18 protein-coding genes and 1 tRNA gene are annotated in these 16,661 nt (G+C 66.9%); 12 read left to right on the plus strand and 7 right to left on the minus strand.

Annotation, left to right across the window (positions count from 1 at the left end; genetic code table 11):
* Positions 1-145 precede the first annotated feature (145 nt).
* The 3 genes from recO to AC5Y39_RS04410 are packed head-to-tail and all read left to right on the plus strand — an operon-like array spanning position 146 to position 2,209.
* On the plus strand, positions 146-952 hold the full coding sequence (gene recO / locus AC5Y39_RS04400) for a DNA repair protein RecO (protein ID WP_500014817.1): 807 nt from the start codon (positions 146-148) through the stop codon (positions 950-952).
* Positions 936-1,826: a decaprenyl diphosphate synthase gene (locus AC5Y39_RS04405; protein WP_500014815.1), complete on the plus strand. Its 891-nt coding sequence runs from the start codon at positions 936-938 to the stop codon at positions 1,824-1,826. Before recO ends, AC5Y39_RS04405 begins: the two co-directional genes overlap by 17 nt.
* A complete protein-coding gene (locus AC5Y39_RS04410; protein ID WP_500014813.1) occupies positions 1,826-2,209 on the plus strand; it encodes a hypothetical protein in 384 nt (127 codons plus the stop codon). Before AC5Y39_RS04405 ends, AC5Y39_RS04410 begins: the two co-directional genes overlap by 1 nt.
* Here the strand turns inward: AC5Y39_RS04410 and AC5Y39_RS04415 are convergent.
* Both AC5Y39_RS04415 and AC5Y39_RS04420 read right to left on the minus strand, forming a co-directional pair.
* A complete protein-coding gene (locus AC5Y39_RS04415) occupies positions 2,206-2,601 on the minus strand; it encodes a Fur family transcriptional regulator (RefSeq protein ID WP_500014811.1) in 396 nt (131 codons plus the stop codon). The genes AC5Y39_RS04410 and AC5Y39_RS04415 overlap by 4 nt on opposite strands.
* Entirely contained in the window at positions 2,598-2,957 is a 360-nt protein-coding gene (locus AC5Y39_RS04420; protein ID WP_499911125.1) for an ArsR/SmtB family transcription factor, read from the minus strand. Before AC5Y39_RS04420 ends, AC5Y39_RS04415 begins: the two co-directional genes overlap by 4 nt.
* Before the next feature lie 42 nt (positions 2,958-2,999).
* Between AC5Y39_RS04420 and AC5Y39_RS04425 the strand changes: the two genes are divergently transcribed.
* Complete coding sequence (locus AC5Y39_RS04425) at positions 3,000-4,430, plus strand: glycine--tRNA ligase (RefSeq protein ID WP_500015564.1); 1,431 nt, start codon at positions 3,000-3,002, stop codon at positions 4,428-4,430.
* An 86-nt stretch (positions 4,431-4,516) separates the two neighbouring features.
* Here the strand turns inward: AC5Y39_RS04425 and AC5Y39_RS04430 are convergent, their stop codons facing one another.
* Positions 4,517-6,514, minus strand: a complete 1,998-nt coding sequence (locus tag AC5Y39_RS04430) for a TPM domain-containing protein (RefSeq protein WP_500014809.1) — start codon at positions 6,512-6,514, stop codon at positions 4,517-4,519.
* A 41-nt stretch (positions 6,515-6,555) separates the two neighbouring features.
* Here AC5Y39_RS04430 and AC5Y39_RS04435 point away from each other — a divergent pair, with 41 nt between their 5' ends.
* Entirely contained in the window at positions 6,556-7,812 is a 1,257-nt protein-coding gene (locus AC5Y39_RS04435; RefSeq protein WP_500014807.1) for a deoxyguanosinetriphosphate triphosphohydrolase, read from the plus strand.
* A 5-nt stretch (positions 7,813-7,817) separates the two neighbouring features.
* Positions 7,818-9,719: a DNA primase gene (gene dnaG, locus AC5Y39_RS04440; protein WP_500014805.1), complete on the plus strand. Its 1,902-nt coding sequence runs from the start codon at positions 7,818-7,820 to the stop codon at positions 9,717-9,719.
* Positions 9,720-9,722: 3 nt separating this feature from the next.
* Here dnaG and AC5Y39_RS04445 read toward each other — a convergent pair whose 3' ends face one another.
* The gene (locus AC5Y39_RS04445; protein ID WP_499911261.1) at positions 9,723-9,971 is read right to left on the minus strand and encodes a hypothetical protein; all 249 of its coding nucleotides are present in this window, start codon (positions 9,969-9,971) and stop codon (positions 9,723-9,725) included.
* A gap of 128 nt (positions 9,972-10,099) precedes the next feature.
* Here AC5Y39_RS04445 and AC5Y39_RS04450 point away from each other — a divergent pair.
* From AC5Y39_RS04450 to AC5Y39_RS04465, 4 genes are all read left to right on the plus strand, one after another.
* Positions 10,100-10,175 (plus strand) — tRNA-Asn (locus tag AC5Y39_RS04450).
* 233 nt (positions 10,176-10,408) lie between these two features.
* Positions 10,409-10,624: an excalibur calcium-binding domain-containing protein gene (locus tag AC5Y39_RS04455; RefSeq protein WP_500014803.1), complete on the plus strand. Its 216-nt coding sequence runs from the start codon at positions 10,409-10,411 to the stop codon at positions 10,622-10,624.
* 3 nt (positions 10,625-10,627) lie between these two features.
* Positions 10,628-11,365 carry a thermonuclease family protein gene (locus tag AC5Y39_RS04460; RefSeq protein WP_500048141.1) on the plus strand — a complete coding sequence of 246 codons (738 nt, stop codon included), beginning with the start codon at positions 10,628-10,630 and terminating at the stop codon, positions 11,363-11,365.
* A 31-nt stretch (positions 11,366-11,396) separates the two neighbouring features.
* Positions 11,397-11,561 (plus strand): hypothetical protein, encoded by a 165-nt coding sequence (locus AC5Y39_RS04465; protein ID WP_500014793.1) that lies wholly within the window; start codon positions 11,397-11,399, stop codon positions 11,559-11,561.
* Between the two features lie 23 nt (positions 11,562-11,584).
* On the opposite strand, the gene AC5Y39_RS04470 is transcribed toward AC5Y39_RS04465, so the two are convergent.
* Positions 11,585-11,860, minus strand: a complete 276-nt coding sequence (locus AC5Y39_RS04470; RefSeq protein ID WP_500014791.1) for a hypothetical protein — start codon at positions 11,858-11,860, stop codon at positions 11,585-11,587.
* Between the two features lie 249 nt (positions 11,861-12,109).
* Between AC5Y39_RS04470 and AC5Y39_RS04475 the strand changes: the two genes are divergently transcribed.
* Complete coding sequence (locus AC5Y39_RS04475; protein ID WP_500014789.1) at positions 12,110-12,598, plus strand: LppP/LprE family lipoprotein; 489 nt, start codon at positions 12,110-12,112, stop codon at positions 12,596-12,598.
* 29 nt (positions 12,599-12,627) lie between these two features.
* On the opposite strand, the gene AC5Y39_RS04480 is transcribed toward AC5Y39_RS04475, so the two are convergent.
* The gene (locus AC5Y39_RS04480) at positions 12,628-14,589 is read right to left on the minus strand and encodes an acyl-CoA dehydrogenase family protein (RefSeq protein WP_500014787.1); all 1,962 of its coding nucleotides are present in this window, start codon (positions 14,587-14,589) and stop codon (positions 12,628-12,630) included.
* A gap of 99 nt (positions 14,590-14,688) precedes the next feature.
* Between AC5Y39_RS04480 and AC5Y39_RS04485 the strand changes: the two genes are divergently transcribed.
* A complete protein-coding gene (locus AC5Y39_RS04485) occupies positions 14,689-15,426 on the plus strand; it encodes a VIT1/CCC1 transporter family protein (RefSeq protein WP_500014785.1) in 738 nt (245 codons plus the stop codon).
* A gap of 22 nt (positions 15,427-15,448) precedes the next feature.
* Here the strand turns inward: AC5Y39_RS04485 and AC5Y39_RS04490 are convergent, their stop codons facing one another.
* Positions 15,449-16,660 (minus strand): MFS transporter, encoded by a 1,212-nt coding sequence (locus AC5Y39_RS04490; protein WP_500014783.1) that lies wholly within the window; start codon positions 16,658-16,660, stop codon positions 15,449-15,451.
* Position 16,661: the final 1 nt, after the last annotated feature.

The raw sequence follows: 16,661 nt of genomic DNA on the forward strand, positions 1-16,661 counted from the left end.
AAATCGGCTACTACGCCGACACCGGAACGGCCCAGCCGTGGACACCCTCGAGCTCGGCGGCCAGGGAGACCAGCAGCTGCTAACTGCTCGACATCAACCGGCGGTGCATACCGGGTATGTCGGCTTGTGATGGGAAACTGAATCAATGCGGTTGTACCGGGACCGGGCGGTGGTGCTGCGCCAGCACAAGCTCGGCGAGGCTGACCGGATCGTCACCCTGCTCACCCGTGAGCACGGGCTGGTGCGTGCGGTCGCCAAGGGGGTGCGGCGCACCCGCAGCAAGTTCGGGGCGCGGTTGGAGCCGTTCGCCCACATCGATGTCCAGCTGCACCCCGGCCGCAACCTCGACATCGTCACGCAGGTTGTCTCCATCGACGCCTTCGCCACCGACATCGTCAGCGACTATGGCCGCTACACCTGCGCATGTGCGGTGCTGGAAACCGCCGAACGGCTGGCCGGAGAAGAGCGCGTCCCCGTCCCTGCGCTGCACCGGCTCACCGTCGGAGCCCTGCGCGCGGTGGCCGACGGAACGCGCCCGCGAGAACTGGTGCTGGACGCCTATCTGCTGCGCGCCATGGGAATCGCGGGCTGGGCGCCGGCGCTCACCGAATGCGCCCGCTGCGCCGCCCCCGGGCCGCACCGGGCGTTCCATGTCGCGGCCGGCGGCAGCGTGTGTGTGCACTGCCGGCCCGCGGGGTCGTCTACGCCGCCAGTCGGGGTGCTGGACCTGATGTCGGCATTGCACGACGGCGACTGGGACTACGCGCAGGCGGCGCCGCCGTCGCATCGCAGTCACGCCAGCGGGCTGGTGGCCGCGCACCTGCAGTGGCATCTGGAACGTCAGCTACGGACGTTGCCGCTGGTGGAACGCATCGATCGGGTGGATCGTGCAGTCGGCGACCACGGGGTGGCGCTGTTCAGGCAGGATATGGCGCGTGATTCGGGGAGCTGAGCGCAGGCGCAAGGCCAAATTCCCGCAACTGCCGCCGGCGCCTGACGACTATCCGACTTTCCCCGACAAATCGGTATGGCCGGTGCCGTTCCCCGAGCTGCCGCCTGCGCCAGGCGGTGGACCGAGACGGCCGCCACAGCACACGTCCAAAGCCGCAGCACCGCAGATCCCCGCCGACCAACTGCCGCGGCACGTCGCGGTCGTCATGGACGGCAACGGCCGCTGGGCCACACAGCGTGGGCTGCACCGCACCGAGGGGCACAAAATGGGTGAGGCGGTGCTCATCGACATCACGTGCGGAGCGATCGAGATCGGAATCAAGCACCTCACGGTCTACGCGTTCTCCACCGAGAACTGGCAGCGCAGCACCGAGGAGGTGCGCTTCCTCATGGGCTTCAATCGCGAAGTGGTACGGCGCCGGCGGGAGAACCTCAACGCGATGGGGGTACGGATGCGCTGGGTCGGTTCGCGGCCGCGCATGTGGCGCAGCGTGATCAAAGAGTTCGAGATCGCCGAACAGATGACGCTGCACAACGACGTCATCACCATCAATTACTGCGTCAACTACGGTGGTCGCACCGAAATCGTCGAAGCCACAAAGGAAATCGCCCGGCTGGCCGCGGCCGGGCGGATCAATCCCAACAGGATCACGGAAGCCACCGTGGCCAAACACCTTCACCGGCCTGACATTCCGGACGTCGACCTGTTCATCCGCACATCGGGGGAGCAGCGGGCAAGCAACTTCATGTTGTGGCAGGCGGCCTACGCCGAGTACGTGTTCCAGGACAAGCTGTGGCCCGATTACGACCGGCGGGATCTGTGGGAGGCTTGCGAGGAGTACGTCCGTCGCAACCGGAGATTCGGTCGAGCGTAATGACGCTGCAACAGCGGTTGCGCGACGTGCTGTCCGGCGTGCTGTCGGTGCGCGAGGAAGACGACGGCGCGTTGACGGTTCAGCACGACGGGACGTTGGCGTCGCTGCGGGTGGTCAACGTTGCCGAGGGCCTGGAGTTGGTGTCGCTGTCGCAGATCTTGGCGTGGGACATCCCGCTGGGCCGCGGTGTCCGGGCCAAGATCGCCGAACATGCCCGCGACACAATGCTCGGCACGGTCACGCTGATCGAGAAGAAGCGGATCGGAGAAGTGTTGCTGCGCTACAACTTTCCGGGTACCGGCCTCACCGACGAGGCACTGCGCACGTTGATCCTGATGGTGCTGTCCACGGGCGCCGACGTGCGTCGCGCGTTGACCGGTTAGCCTCGGGCGCAGGAGGCACAGGTCCCGAAGATTTCGATGGTGTGGCTTGCCTCCGAAAAACCATGCGCGGCAGCCACTTCGGCTGCCCACGCCTCGACCTGGCCGCCTTGAACCTCGACCGTGAACCCGCAGGCGCGGCACACCAGATGGTGGTGGTGGTGCGTCGAGCAGCGGCGGTAGACGGACTCGCCGGTGTCGGTGCGCAACGTGTCGACGGCGCCGGCCGCCGACAGCGACTGCAGTGTGCGGTAGACGGTGGTCAGGCCGATCCCTTCGCCGCGGCGGCGGAGTTCGTCGTGAATCTCCTGGGCGGAGCGGAAGTCGTCGAGGGACTCCAGGAGGGCGGTGATCGCTGCGCGTTGCCGAGTACTGCGCACCCCGGCGCCGGTCACGTCGTCTCCTCGGCGGCATGGGTGACCGCGGCGGTGACAATGTGCGCCAAATGCTGGTCGACCAGCCGGTAGAGGACCTCGCGGCCGGATCGTTCACCTTGCACCACGCCCGCGGCCTTGAGAATCTTCAGGTGCTGGCTGACCAGCGGCTGCGGTACCCCGAGCGCGTCGACAAGCTCGTGCACACAGCGCTGCGACTCCAGCAGCTGCAACACGATCGCAATGCGCACGGGGGCAGCCAGCGCCCGCAGAATGTCGCCGGCGGTGTCGAGCACATGGCGCGGGGGCAGCTGACCCGGCGCTTGTCCGTGCCGGTGTTGCTGATGCGCTTGCGCCAAAGTGGAAACCGTTTCCATTAGTGGTCAGGTTACATGCGAGACGACGCATGCGACAGCGGGTTGGGCGGCCCGCTTGGCGCAGCGCGCGGCCGATTACGCTGGCTACCCGTGGCATCCGTGATCGATACCGTCGTCAACCTGGCCAAGCGCCGCGGGTTGGTGTACCCGTCCGGCGAAATTTACGGCGGCACGCGGTCAGCGTGGGACTACGGCCCGCTCGGTGTCGAGCTCAAGGAGAACATCAAGCGCCAGTGGTGGCAGGCGGTGGTCACCGGCCGCGACGACGTCGTCGGCATCGACACCTCGATCATTTTGCCGCGGGCGGTCTGGGTGGCCTCGGGACACGTCGAGGTCTTCCACGATCCGCTGGTGGAATGCCTGAACTGCCACAAGCGGCATCGCCAGGACCATCTGCAGGAGGCCTACGCGGCCAAGAAGGGCCTGGCGGACCCCGAGTCGGTGCCGATGACCGAAGTCGTCTGCCCGGATTGCGGAACCAAAGGCCAGTGGACCGAGCCGCGTGAATTCAACATGATGCTCAAGACCTACCTCGGGCCCATCGAAACCGAGGAAGGCCTGCACTATTTGCGGCCCGAGACCGCCCAGGGCATTTTCGTGAACTTCGCGAACGTGATGACGACGTCGCGCAAGAAGCCGCCGTTCGGAATCGGCCAGATAGGCAAGAGCTTTCGCAACGAAATCACGCCGGGCAACTTCATCTTCCGCACTCGCGAGTTCGAGCAGATGGAGATGGAGTTCTTCGTCGAGCCGCACACCGCGCCGCAGTGGCACCAGTATTGGATCGACACCCGGCTGGAGTGGTACGTCGACCTCGGTATCAAGCGGGACAACCTGCGGCTGTTCGAGCATCCCAAAGACAAGCTGTCGCATTACTCGGACCGCACTGTCGACATCGAGTACAAGTTCGGGTTCCAAGGCAACCCGTGGGGTGAACTGGAAGGCATCGCCAACCGCACCGACTTCGACTTGAAGACGCACGCCGAGCACTCGGGCGTCGACCTGTCCTACTACGACCAGGCCACCGACACTCGCTACACCCCCTATGTCATCGAGCCGGCAGCAGGGTTGACGCGGTCGTTCATGGCCTTCTTGATCGACGCCTACACCGAGGACGAGGCGCCAAATGCCAAGGGCGTCATGGAGAAACGCACGGTACTGCGACTGGACCCGCGGCTCGCGCCGGTGAAGGCTGCGGTGCTGCCGCTGTCGCGGCACGCCGACCTGTCGCCGAAAGCGCGCGACCTGGCGGCCGAACTACGCAAACACTGGAACGTCGAATTCGACGATGCCGGTGCGATCGGACGGCGGTACCGTCGGCAGGACGAGATCGGCACACCCTATTGCGTCACAATCGATTTCGACACGCTCGACGACAACGCCGTGACCGTGCGCGAACGTGACGACATGACGCAGGACCGGATCCCGATCGACGCGGTCGCCGACTATCTGGCCAAGCGGCTGCGCGGCTGATTTATCTGGCGCGAGCGTGCGGGTCTGTACGGCGACACGCCGGTCAGAACCGTGCCGGCGCGCACGCTCGCGGTCGCACAGAGGGGTCAGAACCGGCCGCCGCCGCCGAAAAAATCGCCCGAGTTGCTCGCCGACCCACCGAATCCGGTCGAGCTCCAGCCGCCGAACCCGCCACGCAGCGCCCCGCTGAGGATGTTGCCGATGATGATGCCGCCGATCATCGCCCCCATGTCCGAACCGCCGCGGCCGAACCGCCCCGAGTAGAGCCGCTGGGCGTTCTGCACGTCGGCGTTGGCCAGCGACTGCGCCTGCGCCGCCAGCATCGAGGCGCCGTTGGCGTACGCAATTGCCTCATTTAGGTCGGTCGCGCGAATGGCCTCGGCCGACTCGAGTTGCCGAAGGGCCTCCGAAAGCCGGGTTCGGGCCTCCGGGCCGATGCTGCCGCGGCGGGTGTCGATGTAGTCCGACACCGCACGCACCCGCGACTGCGCGGTGAACAGTGCCTTGTCGAAAGCCCGGGAGAGTCGTTCGGCCGCCACGCGCTCCTCGGCGACGCTGGCCAGCAGCCGGTCGAGCTCGGCGTCGGCCTTGGTGAGTTGGGTGAACGCACCGAGCGGGTCGGCCGCGCCCCGGGCTTGTGCGGTTTCGACGGCGGTGACGGCGGCACTGCGGGCGGCTGAGAGTTCAGTCGCGTGCGGGACGTTGCCTTCGCGAAGTTGCGTGTCTGCTTGCGTGATGCCGTTCTGAATGTCGGCAATCGCCGACGGCAGCATCGCCGCGGCGCGCTTGATGTCACTTTCTGCTGAGTCCACGGCGTCGAGCAGCGACCGGGCTTGCGCCAGCGCCGACTCGGCTGCGCGCACCGTGTCCACCAGCTCGGCCTGCCGGCCCGCGACCGGACGCGCCGCCAATTCCCGCGCGCGCGTGATGTTCTGCTCGGCGAACTTCAGACGCTCCTGAGCCGCGGTCACATTGCCGGACACCGAAGCCAAAGCAGCACTGTCGAATTCCGTGCGCAGCGCGGCCATCTTCTGCTCGGCCGGCGCAATTCGGGCCGTGAGCTCGACGAGCTGCTGGGTCAACGTGTCGAGTTTGTCCGGGGCATTGATCACCAGGTCGCGCAGCTGCTCGAACGCCTCCTTCTGTGCGTCGAGTTCACGGTCGGCCTGAGCGGCGGAGACGATCACCCGGGTCAGCAGTTCGCGGCGCTGCGCCGGCGTTTCGGGAATCGCGTCGTCGAGTTGCTGGCGAACCGCAAAAGCCTGTGCCAGAGCTGCTTTAGCGTTGTTGACAGCACGCGTGAAGGGCTCGGTCCTCTCGGGCCCGAATTCCTCGATCGCCAAAGCCAGCTCGTTCTCACTGCTGCGCACGGCGTTGTCGACGTCGACCACCTTCTCTTTGGAGAGGTCGTCGAGCACGTCGATCGACACCGAATCGAGTAGATGCGGGTTCGTCGCGTCGATCCGGCGTGCAGCGGCGAATTCGGCCGCACGCCTGCGGCGCCGGCGCCAACGCATCAACGCCATCAGCACCGCCAAGGCGACCACGATGAGGCCTGCCACCACAATCAGCGTGCGCCACGAGAACGACGACTTCCCCGTCGTGCCGAGGCCGTTCGCGGCGGCCACCGCGGCGCCTGCCCAGTCGTCGTCGCGCAGTGCCGGTTCGATCTGATTGCGCCGGATGTCGTCCACCCGGCTTGCGCTGACATTCTTGACGCTTTCGGGTACCAGGAACGCGTACGCCCGGTCGACGGTCGCGATCGCCAGGATGGCGTCGAAATCGCCGAGATCGCTTGTCCTATAGGTGCTTTTGGCCCAGTTCTCGGCACCAAGGCCGGCGAAGTCGTCGACGTAGACCACCCACAGGCGAGTTTTGCGGTCGCTGTAGAGCGTGTCGATCGCGGCCTGCACCTGCGCGCGCTGAGTAGTAGTGAGCGCATCCGCGCGGTCTGTGACGTAGCCCGGCAGGCGGAACGGCGGCTCTGCGACGGCGTGAGGTGCGACGAGCACGGTCGCGGCCAGGACGGCGAGCAGGACGCCGACCAGACGGGCACCGACGCCGAGGAGGCGGACAGAGCGCATGGTGGCCAATCTAGTGAACGGTGCTGGCAGACTGTGGCTCGGTGACCGCGAACGAGTACGACTACACCGCGCACGACCGCGAGCGGATGGTGGTCGAGGCGCCCAAACAAGCTGCGCTGCCCGGCACCCATGCCGAACACCGCACCGACTTCGCCCGGGACCGGGCCCGCGTCCTGCACAGCGCTGCGTTGCGCCGATTGGCCGACAAGACGCAGGTGGTCGGGCCGCGCGAGAGTGACACACCGCGCACTCGCCTCACGCATTCGCTCGAAGTGGCCCAGATCGGTCGCGGAATGGCGGTCGGCCTGGGCTGCGATCCGGATTTGGTCGACCTGGCCGGCCTGGCCCACGACATCGGCCATCCGCCGTACGGGCACAACGGCGAGAAGGCGCTCGACGATTTCGCAGCCGAGTACGGCGGCTTCGAGGGCAATGCCCAAAACCTGCGGATCCTGTCGTGTCTCGAGCCCAAAGCCCTTGACGCCCAAGGCAAAAGCGCCGGGCTGAATCTGACGCGGGCCGCGCTGGACGCCGTCACCAAGTATCCGTGGCTGCGACGGCCGGACGTACGCAAGTTCGGTGCGTACGCGGAGGACGCCGACGTACTCGCGTGGGTCCGCGACGGCGCCCCGCCGGACCGGCCCTGTCTGGAGGCGCAGGTGATGGACTGGGCCGACGACGTCGCATATTCGGTGCACGACGTCGAGGACGGGGTGATCTCCGGCCGTATCGACTTGCGGGTGCTCGCCGACGACGACGCGGCGGCTGCGCTCGGCCGGCTCGGCGCCGGCGAGTTCGTGGGCCTGTCGGTCGACGACCTGGTCGCGGCGGCCGACCGGCTGTCGCGGCTGCCGGTGGTGGCTGCGGTCGGCAAATACGACGCCACCCTGGCCTCGTCGGCGTCGCTCAAGCGGCTGACCAGCGAGTTGGTGGGCAGGTTCGCGTCCGCGGCGATCGCCGAGACCAGGAAGTCCGCGGGCGACGGGCCGCTGGGCCGCTACGAAGCCGACCTGCTTGTGCCGGCCCTGGTCCGGGCCGAGGTTGCGGTACTGAAAACCCTTGCGCTGCAATACATTATGTCAGATCCGCGCCATCTGCAACTGCAGGAGCGGCAGCGAGAACGCATCCATCGGGTGGCGCAGTGGTTGCTCGCCGGCGCACCGGCCACACTCGACCCGCTGTTCGCGCCGATGTTCAACGCCGCGGCCGACGACGGCGCGCGGGTGCGGGTTGTCGTCGACCAGATCGCGTCGTTCACCGAAGGCCGCATTGAGCGTCTCGAGGCGGCTCTAGACTGAGCCCCGTGGCAGGGCGCATCTCGGATCGCGACATCGCCGCCATCCGCGAACGCAACCGCATCGACGAGGTCGTGGCCGACTACGTGCAGCTGCGTCGGGCCGGCGCAGACTCGCTGAAGGGGCTGTGCCCATTCCACGACGAGAAGTCGCCGTCGTTTCATGTCCGCCCCAACCACGGCCACTTCCACTGCTTCGGCTGCGGTGAGGGTGGCGACGTCTACGCGTTCGTGCAGAAGGTCGAGCACGTCACGTTCGTGGAGGCGGTCGAGCGGCTGGCTGACCGGATCGGCTACACGATCGCCTACACCGGCGCCCCGTCGGCCGTGCAGCGGGACCGGGGCAGTCGCAGCCGGCTGATCGCCGCGAACGCCGCAGCGCAGGAGTTCTACGCCCAGGCGCTGCAGTCCGACGAAGCCGCACCTGCTCGGCAATATTTGTTGGATCGCAATTTCGACGCCGACGCGGCCCAGCGCTTCGGCTGCGGCTTCGCCCCGTCGGGCTGGGATACGCTGACAAAACACTTGCTGCGCAAGGGCTTTGAGTTCAAGGAGCTCGAGGCGGCCGGATTGTCACGTGAGGGGCGCCGCGGGCCGATGGACCGGTTCCACCGGCGGCTGCTGTGGCCCATCCGCGCCAGCAGCGGCGAAGTCATCGGCTTCGGGGCGCGCCGGATTTTCGACGACGATCCGATGGAGGCCAAGTACGTCAACACCCCCGAGACCGTGCTGTACAAGAAGTCGGCGGCGCTGTTCGGCATCGACCTGGCCAAGCGCGATATCGCCAAAGGCCACCAGGCCGTCGTCGTCGAGGGCTATACCGACGTGATGGCGATGCACCTGGCCGGCGTCACCACCGCGGTGGCGTCCTGCGGCACCGCCTTCGGCGACGAACACCTCGCGATGCTGCGCCGACTCATGATGGACGACAGCTTCTTTCGCGGTGAACTCATCTACGTGTTCGACGGCGACCAAGCCGGTAAGGCGGCCGCGCTCAAGGCATTCGACGGTGAGCAGAACCTGGCGGGGCAGTCGTTCGTCGCGATCGCGGCCGACGGCATGGACCCGTGCGACCTTCGGCTCAAGGCCGGTGACGGTGCGCTGCGCGACCTGGTCGCCCGCCGCACACCGTTGTTCGAGTTCGCGATTCGCTCCGCGCTGGCCGAAATGGACCTCGACAGCGCCGAGGGGCGGGTCGCCGCGTTGCGCCGGTGCGTGCCGATGGTGGCCCGGATCAAGGATCCGACGCTGCGCGACGAGTACGCACGCCAGCTCGCGGGCTGGGTCGGTTGGGACGACGTGGCGCAGGTGATCGGTCGGGTGCGGGAAGAGGCGCAGCGGCGGGGCGGAGCGGTACGGCGCGAGTCGCGGCGGGCAGCGGCCTCGAAGGCGTCGCCGTCGACGTCCGCCGAGCGCCCCAATCCGCGGGATCCCACGCTCTGGCCGCAACGCGAGGCGCTCAAGTGTGCGCTGCAATATCCGGCGCTTGCCGGGCCGGTGTTCGACACCTTGCCGGTCGAGAGCTTCACGCATCCGGGCTATGCGGCAGTGCGCGCGGCGATTGCCGGTGCGGGCGGCACGTCGGCCGGCCTGACGGGTGCGGCATGGATCGACGCGGTGCGCCAGCACGCCGACGGCGCGGCCACGCTGGTCAACGAACTCGGGGTTGAGACGATTCGGGTTCACGACGACGAGAAGCTGCCGCGCTACATCGGCGGGGTTTTGGCGCGTCTGCAGGAAGTGTGGGTCGGTCGGCAGATCGCCGAGGTGAAGTCGAAGCTGCAGCGGATGTCGCCGATCGAGCAGGGCGATCAGTACCACGCGTTGTTCGGCGAGCTGGTCGCGATGGAGGCCTACCGGCGCAGCTTGCTCGAGCAGGCAAGCGGAGACGGCAACGACCTGACCGCTTAGACGTCAGCGGCGAGCCTCTTGGGCTTCCGGCTCCAACACGATCGTGGTCTCGTCGATTTCGGTCAGCGTCACCATCCGCGGGTCGGGCGAGAGGCGGTCGGCGATCTTGCGGCGACCCGCGTCGATCATCGTCTTCGCGGCGGGGCTGCCGGTCACGGCCTTGTAGGTGCCGACGATCTGCTCGTAGCGGCGGCGGCCGGCCTTGGTGCCCAGCACGTAGCCCGCGGCCAGTACGACGGCGTAGCGGATCACAGTGGTCCCCTCCATCACCTTGTGCGTTCAGACCATCCTGCCTGAGGACTGGCGCGTCTTGGCACTGGACTGCCCTCGTACGCTAGAGTCAGCCAGCGTTGCGCGGGTAGGTCCGCGTGTGCGAGCGATCCCCTGTAGCTCAATTGGCAGAGCATTCGGCTGTTAACCGAAGGGTTGCTGGTTCGAGTCCAGCCGGGGGAGCCAGGTAAGCCCGCGCCTCCGGTCACGTTCATGGGCTTGGAAGTCCCGCAAACTCCACGCATGTGCTTGGCGCGCGCGAATTGACGGCCCCCATAAGGCGACCCGTCGAGCAATTTTTGCGAACCTCCAGCGAATCATCGGTAACGTCAATACACTGATCGCGCGCAACCAGCTGCCATTTAGCTGGCAGCTCACCAGCGCGCCATCGTTGGTCATCATTACCAAGGGGAGACACCGTGATTCGCCAGATCGTCATCGCAGCCTCGACTGCAGCCGCCATTGCTGGTATCGGCATCGGCGCAGCGTCGCCCGCCATTGCCGACGGACCTTACGCAAACTGCACGCAGGCCCACAAAGACGGCCGATACAACATTCCCAAGGGCGATGACGCTTACGACCCGAAGCTCGACCGTGACGGCGACGGCTACGCCTGCGAGCCCAAGCGCAACTAGCTGATGCCCAGACTGTCAGCGGCCGGATGGGCGGTCGCGGCGACAGCGGCCGCCCTGCTGGCTTCGCTGCAGCCGGCCGCCGCGAGGGCCGACACCGTCACTCCGACCGCGGTCGTCTTGAAGGTCGTCGACGGTGACACTGTCGACATCCGCGACGACGTACGCGGTCGGCTGCGGGTCCGACTTCTGGGGATCGATACCCCGGAAACCAGCAAGCCCGGATCTCCGGTCGAGTGCTGGGGACCTGAGGCTACCGAGTTCGCGAAGGCCAATCTGCTCGGGCAACGCGTTGCCCTGGTGGCCGACCCCACCCAAGACCGCACCGACAACTACGGCCGGACCCTGGCATATCTGGTGAAGCCCGACGGCTGGGATTACTCCGTGGAAGCGGCGCGCGCCGGCGCGGCACGCTCGTATGTCTTCCACGGCAACCCGGTCAGCCACTTCGATGCCATCGCTGCAGCAGAGACCGAAGCACGAAACGCCCAACGCGGGCTGTGGGGACCGCCCTGCTACGGCAACACGTCGGCGACGGGAACCGGCGCGCAGTCCGCACCGCAATCTCCGTCGGCCCCACCGCCGGCGCCAGCCGCATCCCTGCCGACGGCTCCCTCAGGCAATGTGTACTACCGCAGCTGCGCCGAAGCCCGTGCAGCCGGCGCAGCGCCCCTGCTCAGCGGCCAGCCTGGCTATCGGTCAGGTCTCGACGGCGACGGCGATGGCGTCGCCTGCGAACGATGAGGCGGCCCAATCGCGAGTAACCTGTGGTGCCATGAGCGACAGGGGCCGCAGCTGGGAATCGCCCACACCGCGCGGGCGGGAGTCCAATCCCGCACCGCCGAACATGAAATTCGCGAAAGCCTTCGTGATCTTCGCGGCCGTGTTCGCCATCTGCATGGCCGTCTATCTGGGACTCGGCTTCGCCGGCGTGATCTAACCGCCGGCATGCTGTAAACGGCGTCAGGCGACCAAGGCCCAGCTGTCGCCCTTGCAAATCAGCGCGCGCCCGTCGCCCGTCTGCGCCATCGCGCCGCCCGGAAATCCGGACGGGCATCCGAAACCGGCCATCTGCACGCCGAACAGAGTTTGCGGCCTCGTCGTCCACGTCCCGTCGATGAATTCGCCGGAGCGCGCCCCGGGCTGAGTGCACACGAGTTCACCGGCGTTGCCGCGCCCGAACAGATAGAAGGGATAGATGCCGCGACATGGCAGCCCCAGTTCGGCGTCGTGTTGCATCCCAGGCGGATCCGCCTCACACACTCTGCCGGTGCGGACGTCGACGCAGATCGGGTGAGCCGGACTCGCCGCCGCGACAGGGCCGATAGTTGCTGCGGCGGCGAAAATTCCACAAGCGACTGCACATAGAACAGAGGACTTCATTGTCGCTCCCGAGGTTGCTGCTGCGCTCGATTGTCCGTCTCGCCAGCTCGGTTGGCAGAGGTTTCGCAATCCGGATGCCACCAGGCGGCCCACTAGGGTGGGGCCATGCGATTTCGCCGCCTGACGGCCGTCCTGCTGATGTTCGGTGTCGTTGCCGCCGGCTGCGGCTGGAAGCCTTCCAGCGCGCCGCCGCCCTCACCCGACAAATGCACCCCGGCCGACGGGCCCACCGCCGACACCGTGAGCGCCGCCATCAACGGCTTGGCGCCGGCACCGGGTGGCCAGTGGCAGGAAACCACGCGCGGCCACACCCGCAACTGCCGTCTGTACTGGGTCCAGGTGAAGGCCGGCAGCGACCAGACCGCTCCGCAGCACCTGCTGTTGTTCGATCACAACACCCCCATCGGCACCGCGACGCCTCAGCCCAAGCCGTACACCGTCGTGCTGAGCTCCGGCGAAGACACTGTGACCGTCCAATACCAGTTCGAGCAGAGCGGAGACGCGCCGAACCGTCCGACCGGAATCACTCAGGTGCGGTTCCAGCTCGGCGACGACGGGAAGCTCAAGGTACTAGACCCGCTGCCTGGCCAGTAGGCCAGCGAAGCAGCCAAAAGCGAAGTGGCTCAGTCGTCTTCGCCGATGCGCTCCGGGTGCAGCATCGGAACGTCGCGCAGCTGCTCGGGGATTCCGAAACCGTCGACCAGCGCCTCGGCGTACGGCCGCAGCGAGCGGCAGCGCTCGTTGATGCCGCGGGTCACGGCCTTCGCGCGCTCCGACGACAGATAGCGGTGCTCGATGTACCACGCCTTGTCTTTTTCGATCACCGACAGCGCGTACAGGTCGCACACCATGGACAGCACCCGCCGCGCTTCTTCGTCGTCGCACGCGTCGATGCCGGCCACGAAAGCCTCCAGAATCACCCGGTCGATGTGGGCCTGGGCCGCGTGTAGCACGTGGTCCTGCACCTCGTTGAATGCATCGAACGCGTCCATCTCCCGGGACCGGCGCTGTAGCCGCCGTGCCACGCTCGACAGCGTGTACTGCTCGCGGTCTTCGAACATCTGCAACTGAGTGCCGCGGTTGAACAGGCTGCCCTCTTCTTCGTTGTCCTGCCGCGTGTCGATGAGCGTTTGGATGATCGGTTGCGCCGCTGTGCGTTTGATCACCCGGTCGCTGACGGTGTTCGCCGCGAACCGCACCCACTCGACGGGGCTCATGCTCTTGATGTCGTCGGCGTAGGCGGTCAGCAACTCCTTGGCCACCAGTTGCGTGAGCACATGGTTGTCGCCTTCGAATGTGGTGAACACGTCTGTGTCCCCCCGCAACGCGATCAGCCGGTTCTCCGCGAGATAGCCTGCGCCGCCGCATGCTTCGCGGGCCTCCTGGATCGCTCGGCTGGCATGCCAGGTGTTGGCGGCTTTGAGCCCGGCCGCGCGTGACTCCAGCTCGCGCTGTTCCTCCGGGTCCGGGATCTCGGTGTTCTGGATCTCGGCGAGCTTGCCCACCAACTCGTTCTGCGCGAACTGCAGCGCATACGACTCGGCGATCAGCGGTAGCAGCCGACGCTGGTGCACCAGGTAGTCCATCAGCAGCACTTCTCTGTCGTCATCGGGCGCCTTGAACTGCCTGCGCTGCAACGCATATCGCGTCGCGATGTCCAGTGCCACCCGTGCGGCCGCCGCTGCACTGCCCCCCACGGTCACGCGGCCGCGCACAAGGGTGCCCAGCATGGTGAAGAACCGGCGGTTCGGGTTGTCGATCGGCGAGGTGTAGGTGCCGTCGGCGGAAACGTCGCCGTACTTGTTGAGCAGGTTGTCCCGGGGGATGCGGACGTGGTCGAACATGATGCGGCCGTTGTCGACACCCGGGAGGCCGCCCTTGTAGTCGCAGTCGGAGGTGGTGACCCCCGGCAGGTCGTTGCCTTCCTCGTCGCGGATCGGCACCAGGAAGCAGTGCACCCCGTGGCTTACCGGCTCCTCGCCAGGACCAGCGGTGATCAGCTGCGCGAAAACGGCTGCCATTGTGGCAGTTTCGGCCGCGCCGCCGATGTAGTCCTTGCGCGAGGTCTTGGTGGGGGAGTGGATGACGAACTCGTCGGTCTCGGGGTCGTAGGTGGCCGTCGTCTCCAGCGACTGCACGTCGCTGCCGTGGCCAGTCTCGGTCATGGCAAAACAGCCCAGCAGCTCCAGGTCGATGATCTTGCGCACGTACGCCTCGTGGTGGCGTTCGGTGCCCAGGTTCTCGATCGCACCGCCGAACAGGCCCCACTGCACACCTGCCTTGACCATCAGCGACAGGTCCGACATCGCCAGCATCTCGATCGTGGTGACCGCCGCTCCCACGTCGCCGGTGCCGCCGTGCTCCTTGCGGAACCCGTCCTCGGCGCCGCCGGCCGCTGCGATGATCTTCAATTGCTCCAATGCCTTCGTTCGTGCGATCACCGTGTTGGGGGTGTAGTGCGGACGGAACACCTCGCCGGACATCTGCTCGCGGCAGCGGTTTTTCACCACGTGCCATCGGCCGTCCAAAGTGTTGCGAAGATGCCGCGCGAGGTCGGGGGAGATTTGAATCGCAGTCGACGTCATACCCGACGGTAACCCGAGTCAGCGCCTGGTAAACAGACCGGTGGACCGTAGGTTTACCTGAATCGCTGTGACATACGGCGCTGGCGTTCAATTGGCGCCATGACATCGCCCGACGCCGCACCTCCACCGGACGGTCGCACGGTGCTGCCGCACGAGTTCGACCACACTCACAGCGACGTGTCGGGCGGCTGGCTCCGGGCGGCCACCTTCGGCGCGATGGACGGCCTCGTGAGCAACACCGCACTGGTCGCGGGCGTGGCCGCCAGCGCCGACAGTCACACCGTGGTCTTGAGCGGCATCGCGGGTCTGCTCGCCGGCTCGTTCTCGATGGCGTTGGGCGAGTACACATCGGTGACTACAGCCAACGAGCAGATCGACTCGGAGGTGCGTCTGGAGCGTCGTGCGTTCCGCTCGCATCCTGAGGCCGAGATGGACGAGTTGGTGCTGACGCTGATCCAGATGGGCATGACCGAGCGGACCGCGCGAGCGGCCGCCGAGGAAATCCATCGAGACGAAAACCAGGCGCTCAACCTGCACATGATCACCGAGCTGGGCATCGATCCGCGGGAGAAGCCGTCGCCGCGTCTGGCTGCGGCCTCGTCGTTCCTTCTGTTCGCAGTCGGCGCGATCATTCCGCTCATCCCGTATCTGCTCGGATTCGCCTCGCTGGCCGCAGGATTGGTGTGCGGCGGAGCCGGGCTGCTGATTGCGGGAGGCGTGGCCGCGCGATTCACCGGAAAACGGGTCTGGTGGGCAGCGGTGCGCCAACTCGCGTTAGGAGGGGTCGCGATCGCGGCCACGTATGTCGTTGGGCTGCTTATCGGTTCGACCGGCTAGACCCGCGGGCGCAACGCGGGGTTCAGGTCTCGCTTCCCACGGTGATCGCGGTGGCCTGGTCAGTGACCTCTTCGAGCTCGCTTTCTTCGACGTCGATGCCGGCGAGATGCGGCCGCGTGCAAGCCAGCGCGACGACGGCCAACAGCACCGCGGCCGCGGCCACCCAGAACGGCAGGTGCACGTTGACTTGCTCGCCGAGCGTGCCGGCCAGCCAGGGCGCCACGGCTCCGCCGGAGAACCGCACGAAACTGTATGCGGCCGAAGCGACTCCGCGTTCGACCGGCGCTGCCTTCATCACGGTCTCGGTGATCAACGTGTTGTTGATGCCGAAGAACGCGCCGGCCGCGACCACGCACGCTGCCAGTGCCGCCTTGCTGTCGGTGAACACCGCCATCACGACCAGCAGCGCAGCGATCGAGGTGAGGTTCGCCAATAGCGTTGTGATGCTACCGAATCGGCGTTGCAGTCGCGGGGCGACCACCACCGAGGCGACCGCGAGTGCGACGCCCCAGCCAAAGAAGATGAGGCCGATTTCGTGGGCGCTCATGTCGAGCGGGAACGGGGTGAATGCGAGCAACGTGAAGAAGCCGAAATTGTAGAGCAGGGCGGTGATCGCCACGCCGAGCAAGCCGCGGTGGCGCAGCGCGCGAAACGGGTCGACGACGGTGGTGGCACGCTCGGGCCGCGGCGTCGAGGGCAGCAGTACCACGGTGACGGCCAGCGCAGTCGTCATCAAGACGGACACACCGAAGAACGGCCCGCGCCACGACACCGAGCCGAGCACTCCACCCACCAGCGGTCCGACGGCGATGCCCAGACCCAGCGCTGCCTCGTAGAGGATGACCGCCTGGGCGACCGATCCGCGCGCCGAGTTGACGATGGTGGCCAACGCGGTGGCGATGAAAAGCGCATTGCCCAAGCCCCACAACGCACGCCAGCCGACGATGCCCATGACGGTGTCCGAGCAGCCGGCCAGCCCGGCACCCGCGACGATCACGGCGAGGCCGAGCAGCAGCGTGCGCTTGGGTCCGATCCGGCTTGCCAATGCGCCGGTGACGAGCATCGAAACGCCCATCACCGCCATATAGCTCGTGAACAGCAGCGACACTTGCGATGGCGTGGCGTCGAGGTTGTCGGCAATCGGTTTGAGGATCGGGTCCACCAGGCCGACGCCCATGAACGCCACGACGGACGCGAAGGCTACGGCCCACACAGGTTTGGGTTGGCGCCACATG

Source organism: Mycobacterium sp. NGS39 (assembly GCF_059812765.1).